Origin of the sequence: Pseudomonas sp. UFMG81 (assembly GCF_015354575.1) — a bacterium.
GTDB lineage: Bacteria > Pseudomonadota > Gammaproteobacteria > Pseudomonadales > Pseudomonadaceae > Aquipseudomonas.
Window position 1 is genome coordinate 48,310 of the sequence record NZ_JACAFQ010000020.1, and the last position, 20,171, is coordinate 68,480.

General features: G+C 64.7%; 15 protein-coding genes. 5 read left to right on the top strand and 10 right to left on the bottom strand.

The window, feature by feature from the left end; translation table 11 throughout:
* Positions 1 to 6 precede the first annotated feature (6 nt).
* The gene (locus IX761_RS16435; protein ID WP_194790622.1) at positions 7 to 1,896 is read right to left on the bottom strand and encodes a propionyl-CoA synthetase; all 1,890 of its coding nucleotides are present in this window, start codon (positions 1,894 to 1,896) and stop codon (positions 7 to 9) included.
* 153 nt (positions 1,897 to 2,049) lie between these two features.
* On the opposite strand from IX761_RS16435, the gene IX761_RS16440 reads away from it, so the two are divergent.
* Positions 2,050 to 3,339, top strand: coding sequence for a leucine-rich repeat-containing protein kinase family protein (locus tag IX761_RS16440; RefSeq protein WP_194790623.1), 1,290 nt, complete (start codon positions 2,050 to 2,052; stop codon positions 3,337 to 3,339).
* Between the two features lie 33 nt (positions 3,340 to 3,372).
* Positions 3,373 to 4,239 carry a LysR family transcriptional regulator gene (locus IX761_RS16445; RefSeq protein WP_194790624.1) on the top strand — a complete coding sequence of 289 codons (867 nt, stop codon included), beginning with the start codon at positions 3,373 to 3,375 and terminating at the stop codon, positions 4,237 to 4,239.
* Here IX761_RS16445 and IX761_RS16450 read toward each other — a convergent pair.
* The 5 genes from IX761_RS16450 to IX761_RS16470 all read right to left on the bottom strand — a co-directional run bounded on the left by IX761_RS16450 (position 4,213) and on the right by IX761_RS16470 (position 8,328).
* Complete coding sequence (locus IX761_RS16450) at positions 4,213 to 5,370, bottom strand: HPP family protein (RefSeq protein ID WP_194790625.1); 1,158 nt, start codon at positions 5,368 to 5,370, stop codon at positions 4,213 to 4,215. The genes IX761_RS16445 and IX761_RS16450 overlap by 27 nt on opposite strands.
* Positions 5,371 to 5,720: 350 nt before the next feature.
* Entirely contained in the window at positions 5,721 to 7,040 is a 1,320-nt protein-coding gene (locus IX761_RS16455; protein ID WP_194790626.1) for a sensor histidine kinase, read from the bottom strand.
* Complete coding sequence (locus IX761_RS16460) at positions 7,037 to 7,705, bottom strand: response regulator transcription factor (protein WP_194790627.1); 669 nt, start codon at positions 7,703 to 7,705, stop codon at positions 7,037 to 7,039. Before IX761_RS16460 ends, IX761_RS16455 begins: the two co-directional genes overlap by 4 nt.
* Positions 7,706 to 8,020: a PepSY domain-containing protein gene (locus tag IX761_RS16465; RefSeq protein ID WP_194790628.1), complete on the bottom strand. Its 315-nt coding sequence runs from the start codon at positions 8,018 to 8,020 to the stop codon at positions 7,706 to 7,708.
* Positions 8,020 to 8,328, bottom strand: coding sequence for a PepSY domain-containing protein (locus tag IX761_RS16470; RefSeq protein ID WP_194790629.1), 309 nt, complete (start codon positions 8,326 to 8,328; stop codon positions 8,020 to 8,022). The genes IX761_RS16465 and IX761_RS16470 overlap by 1 nt, the downstream gene beginning before the upstream one ends.
* 172 nt (positions 8,329 to 8,500) lie before the next feature.
* On the opposite strand from IX761_RS16470, the gene IX761_RS16475 reads away from it, so the two are divergent.
* Positions 8,501 to 9,580 (top strand): patatin-like phospholipase family protein, encoded by a 1,080-nt coding sequence (locus IX761_RS16475; RefSeq protein ID WP_194790630.1) that lies wholly within the window; start codon positions 8,501 to 8,503, stop codon positions 9,578 to 9,580.
* Between the two features lie 53 nt (positions 9,581 to 9,633).
* Positions 9,634 to 9,990: a 6-carboxytetrahydropterin synthase QueD gene (gene queD, locus IX761_RS16480; protein WP_011533154.1), complete on the top strand. Its 357-nt coding sequence runs from the start codon at positions 9,634 to 9,636 to the stop codon at positions 9,988 to 9,990.
* A 77-nt stretch (positions 9,991 to 10,067) separates the two neighbouring features.
* Here queD and IX761_RS16485 read toward each other — a convergent pair whose 3' ends face one another.
* Entirely contained in the window at positions 10,068 to 10,535 is a 468-nt protein-coding gene (locus IX761_RS16485; protein WP_194790631.1) for a DUF1289 domain-containing protein, read from the bottom strand.
* 406 nt (positions 10,536 to 10,941) lie between these two features.
* On the opposite strand from IX761_RS16485, the gene acnB reads away from it, so the two are divergent.
* Entirely contained in the window at positions 10,942 to 13,551 is a 2,610-nt protein-coding gene (gene acnB, locus IX761_RS16490) for a bifunctional aconitate hydratase 2/2-methylisocitrate dehydratase (RefSeq protein ID WP_194790652.1), read from the top strand.
* A gap of 985 nt (positions 13,552 to 14,536) precedes the next feature.
* On the opposite strand, the gene prpD is transcribed toward acnB, so the two are convergent.
* The 3 genes from prpD to acnD form a co-directional block, all read right to left on the bottom strand.
* On the bottom strand, positions 14,537 to 16,021 hold the full coding sequence (gene prpD, locus IX761_RS16495) for a 2-methylcitrate dehydratase (protein WP_194790632.1): 1,485 nt from the start codon (positions 16,019 to 16,021) through the stop codon (positions 14,537 to 14,539).
* Positions 16,022 to 16,169: 148 nt separating this feature from the next.
* The gene (prpF, locus tag IX761_RS16500) at positions 16,170 to 17,360 is read right to left on the bottom strand and encodes a 2-methylaconitate cis-trans isomerase PrpF (RefSeq protein WP_194790633.1); all 1,191 of its coding nucleotides are present in this window, start codon (positions 17,358 to 17,360) and stop codon (positions 16,170 to 16,172) included.
* A 151-nt stretch (positions 17,361 to 17,511) separates the two neighbouring features.
* Positions 17,512 to 20,100 (bottom strand): Fe/S-dependent 2-methylisocitrate dehydratase AcnD, encoded by a 2,589-nt coding sequence (gene acnD / locus IX761_RS16505; RefSeq protein ID WP_194790634.1) that lies wholly within the window; start codon positions 20,098 to 20,100, stop codon positions 17,512 to 17,514.
* Between the last annotated feature and the right edge of the window lie 71 nt (positions 20,101 to 20,171).

The window sequence follows — 20,171 nt, forward strand, 5'->3', positions numbered from 1 at the left end:
TGCGCATCACCCCGCCCTGGGCAAATCCGCCAACACCCCTTCGATCTCCCCGAGCACCGCCGGATCGTCCAGCGTCGATGGCGGTACATAGTCCTGCCCATCGGCAATCTTGCGCAGCACCGCGCGCAAGATCTTGCCCGAGCGGGTCTTGGGCAAACGCTTGACCAGGCGCACGCGGTTGAAACAGGCCAGCGCGCCGATCTGCTCGCGCACACTGGCCACCAGTTCGCCCTGCAACTGCGACTCGCCGATGCCCTGCCCGTCCTTTAGCACAACCAGCGCCAGCGGCACCTGGCCCTTGATCTCGTCATGCACACCGATCACCGCGCACTCGGCCACCGCCGGGTGACGCGCCACCAGGTCCTCCATCTCGCCGGTGGACAGCCGATGGCCGGAGACGTTAATCACATCGTCGGTGCGGCCCATGATGTAGACGAAGCCGTCGTCATCCAGGTAGCCGCCGTCGCCGGTGTGGTAGTAGCCCGGATAGCTCTGCAGATACGCTTGCAGATAGCGCTCGTGATCACCCCAGAGAGTCTGGCTGCAGCCAGGCGGCAACGGCAGGGCGATGACGATGGCGCCCTGCTGGTTCGGCCCCAGCGGTTTGCCGTCATCGTCCAGTACCTGCACGTGATAGCCCGGCACCGCGCGGTTGCTCGACCCCGGCCGCGCCGCGCTGCCCGCAAGCCCCACACAAGGCGCGGTGACCGGCCAGCCGGTTTCGGTCTGCCACCAGTGGTCGTGCACCGGCTTGCCGCTCACCCGCTCCAGCCATTCGTGGGTACTGGAGTCAAGCTTCTCGCCGGCCAGGAACAGCTGGCGCAACGATCCCAGGTCGTGGCGGCGGATCAGCTCGCCTTCGGGGTCTTCCTTGCGGATCGCGCGCATGGCAGTGGGCGCGCAGAACAGCGCGTTAACCTGGTATTGCTCCACAACCCGCCAGTACGCCGAAGCATCCGGCGTGCGGATCGGCTTGCCCTCGTAGAACACCGTGGTGCAGCCGCTCATCAGTGGCCCGTAGACGATCAGCGAGTGGCCAACCACCCAACCCACATCGGAAATGCCCCACCACACATCGCCCGCCTGCATGCCATAGATGTGACGCATGGCGTAGCACAGCGCCACCGCGTTGCCGCCGTTCTCGCGCACGATGCCCTTGGGTTTGCCGGTGGTGCCGGAGGTGTACATGATGTACAGCGGATCGCCCGCATCCAGTTCGACCGGGGCCACCGGTTCGGCACCCACCAGCGCCTGCTGCCAGTCCAGGTCACGCCCTGGCTGCAGCTCGGCACGCGCCTGCGGGCGTTGCAGCACCAGTACCCGCCTGGGTTGATGGCGAGACAACGCCAGGGCGCGGTCGACCAGTGGCTTGTAGGCGATGACGCGGTCGAACTCCAACCCACAGGAGGCGGTGAGCAGCAGCGTCGGCCGGGCATCGTCGATGCGCAGGGCCAGCTCGTTGGCGGCAAAGCCGCCGAACACCACCGAGTGCACCGCACCGATACGTGCGCAGGCCAGCATGGCCATGGCCGCCTGCGGCACCATCGGCATGTAGATGATCACCCCGTCGCCCTTGCCCACGCCCAGTGCGCGCATCAGGCCGGCCAGACGCGCCACTTCGTCGCGCAGCTGGTGGTAGGTGAAGGTCTGCTGCACGCCGGTCACGGGGGAGTCGTAGATCAGCGCCAGTTGCTCGCCCCTGCCCTGTTCGATCTGGTGATCGAGGGCCAGGTGGCAGCTGTTCAGGCGGCCGTCGGCAAACCAGCGGTGAGTGCCGTCGGGGTTCTGTTGCAGGGTGAGGCTGGGCTTGCGCTGCCAGGCCAGTTGGTCGGCCTGGGCCTGCCAGAAGGCCGCGGGGTCGGCGATGGAATGGGCGTAGCTGTGCTGATAGGTCATTGGTTCACAACCCGGTACTTGTTGTTATTGAAGGGCGAGCTTCGAGTATGGACCGGGACCGTGCGTGCGCCATCGGACTTAAGTCGCAACCCATATGCAGATTTGCACGGGGTAAGCCCGTAGAATGACCGCCCCTTGAAAGCAGAGCCCTCCATGCACACCCTCGACGACCTGCGCGCCGGCCGCCTGCGCGGCATCACCCGGCTGAACCTGAACCAGGGCCTGGGCCAATTCCCCCGCGAGATCTTCGACCTGGCCGACAGCCTGGAAGTGCTCGACCTCAGTGACAACGCGCTGTCCGAGCTGCCCGACGACCTGCATCGGCTGACCCGGCTGAAAGTACTGTTCTGCGCCAACAACCGTTTTACCCAGGTGCCCCACGCCATCGGCCGCTGCCAGGCGCTGGAAACCGTGGGGTTCAAGAGCAACCACATCGCGCAGGTCGATGCCCAGGCACTGCCACCGCGCCTGCGCTCGCTGGTGCTCACCGACAACCGCGTGGAACAGCTGCCCGATGCCTTGGGTGACTGCCTGCACCTGCAAAAACTGATGCTCGCCGGCAACCGCCTCACCTGCCTGCCCGAGGGCCTGGCCCGTTGCGAAAAGCTCGAGCTGCTGCGCATTGCCAGCAACCGCCTGAGCGCCCTGCCGGATTGGCTGTTGCGCCTGCCCAGCCTGGCCTGGCTGGCCTATGCCGACAACCCGCTGGCGCAGGGTTTCATCCCACCCGAAGCGGATGGCCATTGCCCGAGCATTCGCTGGCAGGAAGTGCAGCTCGCAGAAGAACTGGGGCGCGGCGCTTCCGGGCTGATCCATCGCGCCCACTGCCAGGGCCAGGAGCGCCCGGTGGCGGTCAAGCTGTACAAGGGCGCGATCACCAGTGACGGCTCGCCCCTGGCGGAAATGCGCGCCTGCATCGCGGCCGGTGAGCACCCTCAGCTGGTGGGCCTGGCCGGTCGAGTCGACGACCACCCGCAACAACTGCCGGCGCTAGTGATGCAGTTGATCGACCCGACCTGGCGCAACCTCGCCGGCCCACCCAGCCTCGACAGCTGCACCCGTGACCGCCACCCCGAGGGGCGCCGGCTGACGCTGCCGGTCGTGCGCCGCCTGGCCGCCGGCATCGCCTCGGTGTGCGCGCACCTGCATGCACGCGGCCTGAGCCATGGCGACCTGTACGGGCACAACATCCTGTTCGCCGACGACGGCCAATGCCTGCTGGGTGACTTCGGCGCGGCCTCGTTCCACCCGCGCGATACCAGCCCCCACGCGCAGGCCCTCGAACGACTGGAAGTGCGCGCTTTCGGCATCCTCGTCGAAGAATTGCTGGCTCAGTGCCAGGAGAGCGACCCGCCGCTGCACCAATTGGCCAGGCGCTGCCAGCACCCCGACGTGGCAGCGCGCCCGTGCTTCAATGAACTGGTCGAACGCCTGCCAGGCTGAACACCTCCACTCCCTTTGTCAACGAGCATCAGCATGGACATCGATCAGGCCCGAACCTTCCTGGAAATCGTGCGTTGCGGCAGCCTGGTCGCCGCCGCCGAGCGCCTGTTCGTGTCGCAGACGGCGATCACCGCGCGGGTGCAGCGCCTGGAGCAGCAGCTGGGCTGCCAGCTGTTCGTGCGTAGCCGCACGGGCGCCAGCTTGACCAGCGACGGCGAAGCCTTCGTGACCTACGCCAACCAGCTGGTGCAGACCTGGGAAGCCGCACGCCGCGACCTGCCGCTACCCCAAGGCTGCCAGCAAGTGCTGCATGTGGGCGGTGAAGTGAGCCTGGGTAACCCAATGCTGCTCGACTGGGTCAGCGCCCTGTACCGGGAGCTGCCCAGCCATGCGGTGCGCAGCGAGGTCAGCGATGGCGAGTCGCTGCTGCGCAAGGTGGAGATGGGCCTGCTCGACGCCGCACTGGTGTACCAGCCGACCTATGGCCCGGGCCTGCAAGTGGAGCAACTGATGGAGGAGAAGCTGATCCGCGTGCGCCGGGTGGACCGGCCCGAGCCATATGTCTACATCGACTGGGGTGAAGCCTTCCGTCGCCAGCACGACGCCGCGCTGCCCGACCTGGCACGCCCGGCGCTGAGCTTCAACCTGGGGCCGCTGGCCCTGCAGTTCATCCTCGACCAGGGCGGCAGTGGCTATTTCCGAACCCGCGTCGTACAGGCCTATCTGCAGAGTGGGGTATTCGAACGGGTGCCTGAGGCGCCTGAGTTCACCTACCCGACGTTCCTGGTGTATGCCCGCAAGCGCGACAGCGAGGCGTTGCAGCAGTCGTTCGAGGTGCTGCGCCGGCTGGTGGCGGCCGGCGAAAGCGACTGGTCACAGCGCTGGGACCCGGTTATCTGAAGCCCGCGCCGCAGCAGTGAGCAGATGCCGCTTGAGGCCGGCGATCAGGTCGGTCTGGGTGATCACCCCCACCAGCGTGTCGCCATCGAGTACCGGCAGGCAGTGCAAGCCCTGCTCGCTGAGCAGGGGCAGCAGGCGCTCCAGCGGGTGTTCGCTGCCGACACTGACGACCCGACGGCTCATCACCTGTTCCAGGCGCACGGTGGTGCGCCGGAACACACCGCGCCAGCTGAAACGCCCGCGCGCCATGGCCGGGCCGACCAGGTCGCTGAGGCTGACGATGCCCACCAGGCGGCCGCCTTCCAGCACTGGCAGGGTTTTCAGGTGATGGCTTTCGAGCATCTTCCAGGCTTGTTCGAGCGTGGTCTGGGGCGTTGCCGACTGCACGTCGCGCGACATCACCGAGCCGGCGGTAATCCCCCCCAGGCTGCGTTGCAGTGCATGCTGCTCGGTGGCGAGGATGATCCGCGCAAGCTCCTCGCGGGTCACGTCGACGAATTCGCCGATGTCTTCCAGGGCCTGGTCCAGGTCCTCGGCGTTGATGCCCACCCGCTCGCCGGGCAGCGGGTCGTGGGTATGGTGCAAGTCTTTGCGCGGCGCCACGCCCTTGGGGTAGCGCACACCTGTGAGGCGGTTATAGACCACCGCGACCGCGACCAGGATCAGCGCGTTGAGCAGCACCGGCTCGAGCATATGGTCGCCCATCGCCACCAGCCCTGGGTCGGCCAGCACCGCGCTGACGGCCACGCCCCCCCCAGGCGGATGCAGGCAACGCAGCAGGCACATCACCAGGACGGCAATCCCCAACGCAGCAGCGGCGACCCACAGGCCATCACCGAAGCCATGGCGCATGGCCAGGCCCACGGCCCCGGCCAGGGCATAGCTGCCCAGCACCGGCCAGGGCTGGGCCAGGGGCCCGGAGTGTACGGCGAACACCAGCACCGCCGAGGCCGCCAGCGGGCCGAGCAGGTGCAGGGCGATCGACGGGCCATAGGCCAGGCTGCACAGGTAGCCGGCGAGGAACAGGCCAAGCAGCGCACCAAGGCCTGCACGCAGCCATTCTCTGGGGGGGATGTTGAGGGCGGGCGGGAGCAGGCGTTGCAGACGACTATCGGAACGAGAGGCAGGCATCGAAGTAATCAGGATCGTGTTTTTTGATTTAAAAGAAAGCCCAGCGCAAATGCTTCTGGGCCCGGTATTGCGAAGGCAATAGCGCAAGGGGCTCCGTCCATGGAGAGATGGAAACCAGATGGTTTCGCGAGGGGGATTGTGCCGGGCGCAGGCCTGGTGCGGCCAATTCAAAAAACTGCGGCTGTACTGCAATTTTTTTGCAGGGTTGATGCGCTCGCTTGCCTGTAGGAGCGGCCTTGTGCCGCGAAAGGGGCGCGAAGCGGCCCCAGGCTTTGGCTTCACCGCATAGATTGCTGGGGCCGCCTTGCGGCCCTTTCGCGGCGCGAGGCCGCTCCTACAGACGGCGTTGTTCAATGCCCCTTGCGCGGCAATTCGATGCTCACCCGCAAACCGCCCAACGGGCTTTCCAGCAGGGTGATACGCCCATCCCAGGCGTCAACGATATCGCGCACGATGCCCAGCCCCAGGCCATGCCCGTCGACCTGCTCGTCCAGCCGCGAGCCGCGCTCGAGCACCTGCAAACGCTGCGATTCGGGAATGCCGGGGCCGTCGTCGTCGACCCACAGCTGGTAGCCCTCGCCGGTTGGCGCAATGCCCAGGCGTACCTCGCTGTCAGCCCATTTGCAGGCGTTGTCCAACAGGTTGCCAAGCAGCTCCAGCAGGTCTTCGCGATCCCACGGCAACAGCAGGCCAGGCGGCACATCGCGCTCGAGCAGCAACCCTTCGCCATGGATCATCCCCAGGGTCGACAACAGCCCCGGCAGCTCAGCGTCGCAATCGAACTGCGCGCCGGGCAACGCATCCCCCGCCAGGCGCGCACGGTTGAGCTCACGGCTCAGGCGCTGTTGGATCTGCTCCAGTTGCTCGCGCAGTTGCGCGCGCACTTCGGGCACAGCTTGCAAGCGCTCGCTGGCAGCCAGGCTGAGCAACACCGCCAGCGGCGTCTTCAGGGCATGGCCCAGGTTGCCCAGGGCGGTCCGTGAACGGCGCAGGCTGTCCTCGGTGTGGGCCAGCAAGTGGTTGATCTGGTCCACCAAGGGCTTGAGCTCGCTGGGAACTTCGGCATCCAGTTGCGAGCGTTGCCCTTGCTGTAACTGGGCGATCTGCTGGCGTGCCCGCTCCAGAGGACGCAGTGAGCGGGTCACGGTGATCCGTTGCAGGACCAGCACCAGCAGCAAGGCCACCAGGCCCATGCCCAGGCCGATCTGTTGCAGGCGCCGGAAGCCCTCGCGCACCGGCGAATAGTCCTGCGCCACGCTGATCGAGATGTTCTGGCCCAGGCGCCGGTAGTCGCCGCGGTACGCCAACAACTGCTGGCCCTCCGGGCCTAGTTCGTGGCCAGCGTCCAGGCCGGGCTGGGCCGGCTTGGGCATGTCCAGGTCCCACAGCGAGCGCGAGCGCCAGGTGCCCTGGTCGAAGTCGATGCGAAAGTAGTAACCCGAAAACGGCTGCTGGTACGCCGCCGATAATCGCCGCTCGTCCAGCTGCAAACCTGAAGGTCCGCGCACCAGCGCCACCAGCAGGTTCTCGCTTTCCTTGCGCAGGCCGGTTTCCAGGTAGCGCTGCAGGCCGGCCTCGAACAGCCACAGCGTGAGCTGGGCCAGGCCCACACCCACCACCACCAGCACGGCCACCAGGCCCAGGCTCAGGCGTGCCTGGATCGACTTCACGCCGCGCTCCCGGCATAGACGTAACCCTGGCCACGTCGGGTCTCGATCACGCTGCGCCCAAGCTTGCGCCGCAGGTGGTTGACGTGCACTTCGAGGACATTGGAATCGCGCTCGGTCTCACCGTCGTACAAGTGTTCGGCCAGATGGCTTTTGGAGAGCACCTGCCCAGGATGGAGCATGAAGTAGCGCAACAGGCGGAACTCGGCAGCGGTCAGTTGCACGTCGACACCCTCACGGCTGACGCACTGACGCGACTCGTCCAGGTGCAGGCCGGCGGCCTCCAGCTTCGGCTGATTGGCCAAACCCTTGGCACGGCGCAGCAGGGCCTGGATTCGCAGTTGCAGCTCTTCCGGATGAAACGGTTTGCTCAAGTAGTCGTCGGCACCCGCCTTCAGCCCTTCGATACGCTCGGCCCAGGAGCCACGCGCGGTAAGAATCAGCACCGGCGTGGCAAGCCCTGCCGCGCGCCACTGGCCCAGCACATCCAGCCCGGGCAACCCGGGCAGGCCGAGGTCGAGGATGATCAGGTCATAGGGCTCGCTCTGGCCCTGGTACACCGCATCGCGACCATCGGCCAGCCAGTCCACGGCGTAACCCTGGCGTTGCAGAATGGCAGTGAGCTCGTCAGCCAGGGGCACATTGTCTTCGACCAGCAACAGGCGCATTCAGTCGTCTTCCTCGTCTTTGAGCAGTTCGCCGGAGCGGGCGTCGAGCTTGATCTCGCGCACCACGCCCTGCGGGGTCAGCAGCTCGACTTCGTATTCATAGCGGCCGTGCTTTTCTTCCAGCTCCGCCTCCAGCAGACGCGCCCCGGGGTAACGCCCCAGGGCGGCATCGAGCAGTTGCTCCAGCGGCAGGATGAAGCCCTGCTGACGCAGGGCCAGGGCTTCGTCCTGATCCAGGTCGCGGGCGCTGGCCAGCGAGCAGGCGGCCAGCAGGGCCAAGGCCAGGTAGCGCGCCACTCGTGGTAACGGGCTCATCACTTATCTTGCACGTCCTTGAGCACTTCACCGGTCTTGGCATCCAGGTCGACGTCCCATTCGATGTTCTGGGCATCGCGCAGCTCGACCTTGTAGATGTAGCGGCCGTATTCATCTTCGAGTTCAGAGTCGGTGACGGTGGCACCGGGGTGTTTGGCCACGGCAGCGGCCTTGAGTTCATCCAGCGACTTGATAGTCTTGGCGTTCACCAGCTTGACCACTTCATCGGGTTGTACGTCCTTGGCGAAGGCGGCGTTGGCACCGAAAGCGAGGGCGGCGGCGGTGAACAGGGCAGTCAGGGTTTTCATGGGGTCTCTCCTTGGGGATGAGCAAGTTGTCTACGCAAACAAGACTAACCGGGGGTCCTTAATCCAACCTGAATACGGCTGGCCGCATGATAGCGCAGGTCGACTTTCGAGGGAGCGAGCGCTCCCCGCGATAAGGCTTATACTGCCGGCCTGCCCCGGCTAGAGAACCCCGATGACCGCCATCCACATCAAATACCCCGCCCTGACCTTCAAGGCAGGCCAGCGTGCCCTGCGGCAGATCCGCGAGCGCGGCCTGCAAGCGGCTGATGTCGGTGTGCTGCCCGGCGCCGCTGGCGGCCCCAAGCCTTTGGGCATCCAGGGCCTGGACCTGGCGTTGTTCGGTGAATGGCTGCCCTCGGCACCACGCCAGCGCGCCCTGATCGGCGCCTCGATCGGCTCGTGGCGATTCGCCAGTGCCTGCCTCGAAGACCCGGTCGCCGGCATCCGTCGCCTGGGCGAGCTGTACACCGAACAGGACTTCGCAAAAGGGGTGACGCCCAGGGAGATCAGCCAGAGCAGCCAGCGCATGCTCGACGAGCTGCTGCAGGGTCGCGATGGGCAGATCCTCGGCAACCCGCACTACCGCCTGAACATTCTCGTGGTGAAGAGCCACGGCCATCTCGCCCATGACCACCGCGCCCGCCTGGGGCTTGGGCTGGGCTCGGTGGTTGCCAGCAACCTGCTAGGGCGGGCACGCCTGGGGCGACATTTCGAACGGGTGATCCTGCACGATAGCCGCGCTGCCCCGCCGCTCGACGCGCTGACCGACTTCCCTTCGCGATACCTGCCTCTGGACCTGGCCAACCTGCGCCATGCCCTGCTCGCCTCGGGCTCGATCCCGATGGTCATGGAAGCCGTGCGCGACATCCCCGGCGCCGGTGCCGGCAGCTACCGCGATGGCGGCCTGCTCGACTATCACCTGGACCTGCCCTACCAGGGCGACGACCTGGTGCTGTACCCGCACTTCACCGACAAGGTGGTGCCCGGCTGGTTCGACAAGGCCCTGCCGTGGCGCAAGGGCGACGCCACGCGTCTGAAGAATGTGCTGTTGATGACCCCCTCGCCGCAGTACCTGGCCGCCCTGCCCTACGGCAAGCTGCCCGACCGCAACGACTTCAAGCGCTTCATGGGTGACGCGCCAGCGCGCAAGCGCTACTGGTACAAGGCCATCGCCGAAAGCCGACGACTAGGCGACGAGCTGCTGGAGCTGATTGCCACCGGGCAGTTGCAGGATCGCTTGCAAGCCTTGTAGCGGCCATGCTGGTAGACTGCGCGCATTATCGATACACACAGAGTCCTGACAGCGTGGAAATCTTCAAGGAATTTACATTCGAATCGGCCCACCGCCTGCCCAACGTCCCCGCCGGGCACAAGTGCGGCCGCCTGCATGGCCATTCGTTCAAGGTCGCCCTGCACCTGACCGGCCCGCTCGACCCGCACACCGGCTGGATCCGCGATTTCTCGGAGATCAAGGCGATCTTCAAGCCGATCTACGAGCAATTGGACCACAACTACCTGAACGACATCCCCGGCCTGGAAAACCCCACCAGCGAAGTGATCGCCAAGTGGATCTGGGAACAGGTCAAGCCGCTGCTGCCGGAGCTGTCGAAGGTGCGTATTCATGAGACTTGCACCAGTGGGTGCGAATACACCGGCGACTGATCGGGCAGTCTGATCCACATCGCGGGGCAAGCCCGCTCCCACAAGTCTTCGTGGGAGCGGGCTTGCCCCGCGATGATTTAACCTATGGCATCACGCAAGAAGCTCGGGGCGATGTAGCGCTGGTAATGCGCCTCGGACAGCAAAAAGAACTCGCGATCGATGGCATCGCGCAACTGCGGCAGGTCCCAATCGCGGAACTCCGGCAGCAACGCCATCCCGTAGGCCTCGACATCGCGGATCATCCGCGCGCCCCGGGCGATCAGCTGGTAGGCCCAGCAATACTCCGACTGCTGCACGACAAAGCGGATCGAGCGCTGCTCCAGCTGCTGGCGCAGCAGGTCTTTGTCGAACACTTCCAGCTTGGCCATCATCACCTGCACCAGCAGTTGCTCCAGGCGCAGCCACACGGCGCGCTTCTGCTCGTCGTCGTAGCCGTTCCAGTGGATCACTTCGTGGTGAAAACGCTTGCAGCCACGGCACACCAGGTCGCCATAGACCGTGGAGCAGAGGCCGACGCAAGGGGTCTTGATGGATTGGTTGGACATTGGAAAACAACGGCTTGGCGGTGGAACACCCGGTCATGTTAGCCCTTTGTCTAACCGCAAGCACTCGTTAAAGTCATCTTCGCCGCCTTACCTTCGCCGATTTTTTGCCGTAGAATCACTCCGCCTTTTCAAGGCAACAATGTCCGTTGGAAGCTGTTTTCAAAGCGTCACGAGCACAGTTGATCCGGTAGAACGGCGTTGGCCCGGGCCATGCACCCCTCGCATGCCCGTGCCAGCCCTCATCAGCCTCCCGTTCTACAGGCGTAAAACTTTGAAAGCAGCTTCTGTAAGGATTCTTTGCGACCCTGGCAGCGCGACTCAAAAAGTCGTCATTGCGCATGGGTGCATTGAATGCTGGATGAGCGTCCCGGACTCCCTTTAGGGACCACTGATGAGGGTAATAACTGTGCTTGAAGCCTACCGCAAACACATCGAAGAGCGTGCCGCTCTGGGTATCGTGCCCCAGCCGCTGAACGCCGAACAAACCGCAGGCCTGGTCGAGCTGCTGAAAAACCCGCCGGCCGGCGAAGAAGCCTTCCTCGTAGACCTGATCACCAACCGCGTACCACCAGGGGTGGACGAAGCCGCCTACGTCAAGGCCGCTTTCCTCTCCGCCATCGCCAAGGGCGAGGCGAAATCGCCGCTGATCGACCGCAAGCACGCCACCGAGCTGCTGGGCACCATGCAGGGCGGCTACAACATCGAGACGCTGGTCGCGCTGCTGGATGACGCCGAACTGGGCGCCGTCGCGGCCGAACAGCTCAAGCACACCCTGCTGATGTTCGACGCCTTCCACGACGTGGCCGAAAAAGCCAAGGCTGGCAACGCCCACGCCAAGGCCGTGCTGGAATCCTGGGCCGCCGGCGAGTGGTTCACCAGCCGCCCGGCCATCGCCGACAAGTACACCCTGACCGTGTTCAAGGTGCCTGGCGAAACCAACACCGACGACCTGTCCCCTGCCCCAGACGCCTGGTCGCGCCCTGACATCCCGCTGCACGCCCTGGCCATGCTGAAAATGGCTCGCGACGGCATCGAGCCTTCGCAGCCGGGTTCGGTCGGCCCGCTGGCCCAGATCGAAGCGGTCAAGGCCAAAGGCCATCCTGTTGCCTACGTCGGTGACGTGGTCGGTACCGGCTCTTCGCGTAAATCCGCCACCAACTCGGTGCTGTGGTTCTTCGGCGACGACATCCCGTACGTGCCGAACAAGCGCGCTGGCGGTTTCTGCTTCGGCACCAAGATCGCCCCGATCTTCTACAACACCATGGAAGACGCCGGCGCCCTGCCGATCGAATTCGACTGCACCAACCTGGCCATGGGCGACGTCATCGACGTCTACCCGTTCAAGGGTGAAGTGCGCCGCAACGGCAGCGACGAGCTGGTCACCAGCTTCGAACTGAAAACCGAAGTGCTGCTGGATGAAGTCCGCGCTGGCGGCCGTATCCCGCTGATCGTCGGCCGTGGCCTGACCGAGAAAGCCCGTGCCGAGCTGGGCCAGGGTCCATCCGACCTGTTCAAGAAACCCGAGCAGCCTGCCGCTTCGACCAAGGGCTTCACCCTGGCGCAGAAGATGGTCGGCCGTGCCTGCGGCCTGCCGGAAGGCCAGGGCGTGCGCCCAGGTGCCTACTGCGAGCCGAAGATGACCACCGTCGGTTCCCAGGACACCACTGGCCCGATGACCCGCGACGAGCTGAAAGACCTGGCGTGCCTGGGCTTCTCCGCCGACCTGGTGATGCAGTCGTTCTGCCACACCGCCGCGTATCCGAAGCCGATCGACGTCACCACCCACCACACCCTGCCAGACTTCATCCGCACCCGTGGCGGCGTGTCGCTGCGCCCGGGCGACGGCATCATCCACAGCTGGCTGAACCGCATGCTGATGCCTGACACCGTGGGTACCGGTGGCGACTCGCACACCCGCTTCCCGATCGGCATCTCGTTCCCGGCCGGCTCGGGCCTGGTGGCCTTCGCCGCTGCCACCGGCGTCATGCCGCTGGACATGCCAGAGTCGATCCTGGTGCGCTTCAAGGGCAAGCTGCAGCCTGGCATCACCCTGCGTGACCTGGTCCATGCCATCCCTTACTACGCCATCCAGAAGGGCCTGCTGACCGTCGAGAAGAAGGGCAAGATCAACGCCTTCTCCGGCCGCATCCTGGAAATCGAAGGCCTGAACGACCTGACCGTCGAGCAAGCGTTCGAACTGTCCGACGCCTCGGCCGAGCGTTCCGCTGCTGGCTGCACCATCAAGCTGCCGGAAAAGGCTATCGCCGAGTACCTGCAGTCCAACATCACCCTGCTGCGCTGGATGATCGGCGAAGGCTACGGCGATGCCCGCACCCTGGAGCGCCGCGCCCAGGCCATGGAAGCCTGGCTGGCCAAGCCTGAGCTGCTGTCGGCCGACTCTGACGCCGAGTACGCCGAGATCATCGAGATCGACCTGGCCGACGTGAAAGAGCCTGTGCTCTGCGCGCCGAACGACCCGGACGATGCTCGCCTGCTGTCGTCGGTACAGGGCGAGAAGATCGACGAAGTGTTCATCGGTTCGTGCATGACCAACATCGGCCACTTCCGCGCTGCCGGCAAGCTGCTGGACAAGGTCAAGGGCGGTATCCCGACCCGTCTGTGGCTGGCTCCGCCAACCAAGATGGACGCTCACCAGCTGACCGAAGAAGGCTACTACGGCATCTACGGCAAGGCCGGTGCGCGCATGGAGATGCCAGGCTGCTCGCTGTGCATGGGTAACCAGGCACGTGTGCAGACCGGTTCGACCGTGGTTTCCACCTCGACCCGTAACTTCCCGAACCGTCTGGGCGACGCCACCAACGTGTACCTGGCCTCGGCCGAGCTGGCTGCAGTTGCTTCGATCATCGGCAAGCTGCCGACTGTCGAGGAGTACATGCAGTACGCGAAGGATATCGACAGCATGGCTGCCGACGTCTACCGCTACCTGAGCTTCGACCAGATCGCCGAGTTCCGTGAAGCGGCGGCTAACGCCAAGATTCCGGTGGTTCAGGCGTAAGCTGAGTTGTAGATTGTGAAGAGAAGCCCTGGCAGTGATGCTGGGGCTTTTTTTTGGATCCGGGTTCGGGTTCGGGTTCGGGTTCGGGATTAGTGCGCTGGTTTTTAGATTTCGGTGCATATCCATTCACGATAGGGACTTTTCGTCACCTTTCCGCCCTTACGGCGGCCTACTTTTTTCTTGGAAAAAGTAGGCAAAACCGCCTGCTCCATCATCCGGCCCCTACGCTTCGCTTCGGGGTTCCCTCACTCCGGCCTTGCTCCCGCGTGGACGCACTGACGGGCCATCCATGGCCCGGTCAGTGCTCGATGGGCATCCATGCCCATCGCCCCGCTCCGCAAGTCCTCCGATCGGCCTCCTGAAGTCGCGTTTGGCGGTGACTGGACTATCGCGCGCTTAGAAGCAAGAGCAAGAGCAAGAGCAAGAGCAAGAGCAAGAGCAGCGAGTGTTCAATTGTTATTGATGTGTTGTTGGTAATGGCCTGTTCGCCGGCAAGCCGGCTCCTACGGACGGAGTGTGCAATTAAAAGTTCGTACACCGTAGGAGCCGGCTTGCCGGCGAATGCATTTGATATCCAACACAACAAACAACCAGCGACAGCTGCGCCAATGTAGGCGCCGCCCCTAACTTCGCGACTTCAGGAGGCCGATCGGAGGGCTTGCGGAGGGAGGCGACGGGCATGGATGCCCGTCGAGCACCGATGGGCCATGGATGGCCCTTCGGTGCGTACTCCCGGGAGCAAGACCGGAGTGAGGGAACCCCGGAGCGCAGCGCAGGGGCCGTATGATGGGAGCGAGCGGTTTTGCTTACTTTTTCCAAGAAAAAAGTAAGCCGCCGTAAGGGCGGAAAGGTGAATAAGCGTCACCAAAGCAAATGGATATTCACACAACCTTAAAACCAATCAGCCAATTAATTAATTAACTAATTAACTAATTAACCGCAGCATGAGAACAACCCACGAAAAACAAGTTATACACTTCCAATATCAAACCACAAATAAATCCATAAACCTGTGCACCGCCATCCCCTCCAGACACCCCTGATCCAAGCAAACCGCAAGAATCGCATCACACCGCTGCCGCACAAACCGCGTCGCCAGGTTAGCCCTGAACTTAGCCTCCAACAGCGGCAACCCCTCCCCCCTCCGCCGCCGATGCCCAATCGGATACTCCACCACCACCTGCTCGGTATACGTCCCATCCTTGAAAAACACCTGCACGGCATTGGCAATCGAGCGCTTGTCGGCCTCCAGGTATTCGCGGCTGAAGCGCGGCTCCTCGACCACCTCCATCTTCTCGCGCAAACGGTCGATGCTCGGGTGCGCAGCATGGAAGGCATCCTCGTAATGCTCAGCCACCAGGTCACCGAAGATCAGCGGCACCGCAGTCATGTACTGCAGGCAGTGATCGCGGTCTGCAGCATTGGCCAAAGGGCCTTCCTTGGAGATGATGCGGATCGCCGACTCGTTGGTGGCAATGACGATGCGATCGATTTCATGCAGACGATTGCGCACCTGCCGATGCAGCATCACCGCCGCCTCACAGGCCGTCTGGGCATGGAACTCGGCGGGGAAACTGACCTTGAACAGGATGTTCTCCATCACATAGCTGCCGAAGGCCTGCGGCACGCGCAGTTCGCGCTGGCCTTCGGGCTTGAGCGCCAGGTCCTTGTTGCTGTGGCTGAACGACACGTCGTAGAACCCCCACTGCGCAGCGCTGAGCACACCAGGGATGCCCATCTCACCGCGCAGTGCGATATCGGCCAGGCGCACGCCCCGGCTGGAGGCGTCCCCTGCCGCCCATGATTTGCGCGAACCGGCATTCGGCGCATGGCGGTAAGTGCGCAGGGCCTGGCCATCGACGAAGGCATGGGAAAGCGCCGACAACAGCTGCTCGCGATTGGCCCCCATCAACTTGGCACACACCGCCGTCGAGGCAACCTTGACCAGCAGCACGTGGTCCAGACCGACCCGATTGAAGGCATTTTCCAGCGCCAGCACCCCTTGGATTTCGTGCGCCATGACCATGGCGTCGAGCACGTCACGCATGGTCAGCGGTGGCTCGCCACCCGCCACGCGCTTCTGCGACAGGTGATCGGTGACCGCAAGGATGCCGCCGAGATTGTCAGAGGGATGCGCCCACTCGGCAGCCAGCCAGGTGTCGTTGTAATCCAGCCAGCGCACGATGCAACCAATGTCCCAGGCGGCCTTGACCGGGTCCAGGCGATAGGCGGTACCGGGCACCCGGGCGCCGTGGGGAACGACGGTGCCCTCGACCAGTGGGCCGAGCAGCTTGGTGCATTCGGGAAAACGCAGCGCCAGCAGGCCACAGCCGAGGGTATCCATCAGGCAATGGCGGGCGGTATCCAGGGCTTCGGGGGAGTCGACGCGGTAGCCGAGCACGTAGTCGGCGAGGGTCTGCAGGACCTGGTCGTAGTCGGGGCGGGTGTTCAGATCAGCGTTGGCGCTCATTTTCGGCTCCTTTGCAACTGGGGCTGCTTTGCAGCCCATCGCCGGCAAGCCGGCTCCCACAAGAGAATGCGGTCTCTGTGGGAGCCGGCTTGCCGGCGATGGGCCGCAACGCGGCCCCACTCAACGAAAGCCGAGCGCCATCAGTGCGTTAGAAGCTATCGCCAGGCACGCGCACCCAGCCCTCCATCAGCACCCGAGCACTGCGGCTCATGATTGCCTTGGTCACGGTCCATTGCCCGCCTACCTGACGGGCCTCGGCACCGACACGCAACGTCCCGGACGGATGACCGAAACGTACGGCACTGCGCTCGCCACCACCGGCTGCCAGATTGACCAGCGTCCCAGGGATCGCCGCCGCCGTGCCGATGGCCACCGCGGCGGTGCCCATCATCGCGTGGTGCAGCTTGCCCATGGACAGTGCACGCACCAGCAGGTCGACGTCCTCGGCATTGACCGCCTTGCCACTGGAGGCAGTGTAGGAGACCGGCGCCGCGACGAAGGCCACTTTCGGCGTGTGCTGACGCCCGGCGGCCTGGTCGACATGCTCGATCAGCCCCATGCGCACCGCGCCATGGGCACGGATCGTCTCGAAACGCGCCAGCGCGGCAGCATCACCGTTGATCGCATCCTGCAACTCGGTGCCGCTATAGCCGATGTCGGCAGCGTTGACAAAGATGGTCGGGATGCCGGCGTTGATCAGGGTCGCCTTGAAGGTGCCGACACCCGGCACCTCCAGGTCATCGACCAGGTTGCCGGTAGGGAACATCGCCCCGCCGTCGCCGTCTTCGTCGGCGGCCGGATCGAGAAATTCCAGCTGCACTTCGGCAGCCGGGAAGGTCACGCCATCGAGTTCGAAGTCGCCCGTCTCCTGCACTTCACCGTCGGTGATCGGTACATGGGCGATGATGGTCTTGCCGATATTGGCCTGCCAGATGCGCACGGTGGCAATGCCGTTGCGTGGCACCCGCGCGGCATCGACCAAGCCACTGGCGATGGCGAACGAGCCTACTGCGGCAGAGAGGTTGCCGCAGTTGCCGCTCCAGTCGACGAAGGCCGTATCGATCGACACCTGGCCGAACAGGTAGTCGACGTCGTGCTCGGGCTTGATGCTCGGTGACAGGATGACCGTCTTGCTGGTGCTGGAGGTGGCTCCGCCCATGCCGTCGATCTGCTTGCCGTACGGGTCGGGGCTGCCGATTACCCGCAACAGCAGGGCATCGCGGGCGGGGCCTGGGACCTGCGCCTGTTCGGGCAGGTCTTGTAGACGGAAGAACACGCCTTTGCTGGTGCCACCGCGCATGTAGGTGGCGGGGATTTTGATTTGGGGTACGCGGGCCATTGTCATGCTTCCTGATTTTTGTGTTCCGGCGGAAATCCTGGGGCTGCTGCGCAGCCCTTTCGCGATACAAGGCCGCTCCTACAGGGCACCGCGCTTTCCTGTAGGAGCGGCCTTGCGCCGCGAAAGGGCCGCAAGGCGGCCCCCGCTTCACTCAGGCCGTGCCTTCCAGGAAGTCCTGGGCAAAGCGCTGCAGCACCCCGCCCGCCTCGTAGATCGACACCTCTTCGGCGGTATCCAGGCGGCAGGTCACCGGCACCTCGACACGCTCGCCATTGCGCCGCGTGACCACCAGGGTCAAGGTCGCACGCGGCTTGCGCGCACCCAGCACGTCATAGGTCTCGCTGCCATCCAGTGCCAGGGTCTTGCGGTCGGTGCCCGGTTTGAACTCCAGCGGCAGCACGCCCATGCCCACCAGGTTGGTGCGGTGGATGCGCTCGAAGCCTTCGGCAACGATCGCCTCGACCCCCGCCAGGCGCACGCCCTTGGCTGCCCAGTCACGGGACGAACCCTGGCCGTAGTCGGCACCGGCAACGATGATCAGCGGCTGCTTGCGCTGCATGTAGGTTTCGATGGCCTCCCACATGCGGGTCACCTTGCCTTCCGGCTCGATACGCGCCAGCGAACCCTGCTTCACGCTGCCGTCTTCCTTGCGCACCATCTCGTTGAACAGCTTGGGGTTGGCGAAGGTGGCGCGCTGGGCGGTCAGGTGATCGCCACGGTGGGTGGCGTAGGAGTTGAAGTCCTCTTCCGGCAGGCCCATCTTCGCCAGGTACTCACCGGCGGCGCTGTCGAGCATGATGGCGTTGGACGGCGACAGGTGGTCGGTGGTGATGTTGTCCGGCAGCACTGCCAGCGGGCGCATGCCACGCAGGGTGCGCTCACCGGCCAGGGCACCTTCCCAGTACGGCGGGCGGCGAATGTAGGTACTCATCTCGCGCCACGCATACAGCGGCGCGACCTTAGGCCCCTTGTCTTCTTCGATGGTGAACATCGGGATGTACACCTGGCGGAACTGCTCCGGCTTGACCGAAGCACGCACCACCGCATCGATCTCCTCGTCGCTGGGCCAGATATCCTTCAGGCGGATCTCCTTGCCATCCACCACCCCCAGCACATCTTTCTCGATGTCGAAGCGGATGGTGCCAGCGATGGCGTAGGCCACCACCAGTGGCGGCGATGCGAGGAAGGCCTGCTTGGCGTAGGGGTGGATACGCCCGTCGAAGTTACGGTTACCCGACAGCACGGCGGTGGCGTACAGGTCACGGTCGATGATCTCTTGCTGAATCACCGGGTCCAACGCACCGGACATGCCGTTGCAGGTGGTGCAGGCGAAAGCGACGACGCCGAAGCCCAGTTGCTCCAGTTCCTGCTCGAGCCCAGCTTCTTTCAGGTAGAGCTGCACGGTCTTGGAGCCCGGCGCCAGCGACGACTTGACCCACGGTTTGCGGGCCAGGCCGAGCTTGTTGGCGTTACGCGCCAACAGGCCAGCGGCGATCACGTTGCGCGGGTTGCTGGTGTTGGTGCAGCTGGTGATGGCGGCGATGATCACTGCGCCGTCCGGCATCTGCCCCGGCACTTCTTCCCACTGCCCGGCAATGCCCTTGGCTGCCAGGTCACTGGTGGCCACGCGGGCGTGCGGGTTGGATGGGCCAGCCATGTTACGCACCACACTGGACAGGTCGAAGCTCAGGGTGCGCTCGTATTCGGCATTGGCCAGACTGTCGGCCCACAGGCCGGTGGCCTTGGCATAGGTTTCGACCAACTGCACCTGCTGGTCATCACGACCGGTGAGCTTGAGGTAGTCGATGGTCTGCTGGTCGATGGCGAACATCGCCGCGGTGGCGCCGTACTCCGGGGCCATGTTGGAGATGGTGGCGCGGTCGCCCAGCGTCAGTGCGCTGGCACCGGCACCATGGAACTCCAGGTAGGCGCCGACCACCTTCTGCTTGCGCAGGAACTCGGTGAGCGCCAGCACCAGGTCGGTGGCGGTGATGTTCGGCGCCAGGCGGCCGGTCAGCTCGACACCGACGATCTCCGGCAGGCGCATCCACGAGGCGCGGCCGAGCATGACGTTCTCGGCTTCCAGACCGCCGACACCGATAGCGATCACGCCCAGGGCATCGACGTGTGGGGTGTGGCTGTCGGTGCCGACGCAGGTGTCCGGGTAGGCCACGCCGCGGTCGTTGTGGATCACCGGCGACATCTTCTCCAGGTTGATCTGGTGCATGATGCCGTTGCCCGGCTGGATCACGTCGACGTTCTTGAACGCCTGCTTGGTCCAGTTGATGAAATGGAAGCGGTCTTCGTTGCGCCGGTCTTCGATGGCGCGGTTCTTCTCGAACGCCTGCGGGTCGAAGCCGCCACACTCCACCGCCAGCGAGTGGTCGACGATCAACTGCACCGGCACCACCGGGTTGACCGCGGCCGGGTCGCCCCCTTTGTCGGCGATGGCGTCGCGCAGGCCGGCCAGGTCCACCAGGGCGGTCTGGCCGAGGATGTCATGGCACACCACACGGGCGGGGAACCAGGGGAAGTCGAGGTCGCGCTTGCGCTCGATCAGCTGTTCCAGCGAGGCGTTGAGGGTGGCGGGGTCACAGCGGCGAACGAGGTTTTCGGCCAGCACGCGGGAGGTGTACGGCAGGCCAGCGTAGGCGCCGGGCTGGATCGCCTCGACTGCGGCACGGGCATCAAAGTAGTCCAGGGCGGTGCCTGGCAGGGGCTTGCGGAATTCGGTGTTCATAGAGAATCAGGCTCGGTCACAGTAATCGGAAGAATCCACCGCCCCTGTGGGAGCGGGCTCGCCCGCGAAAG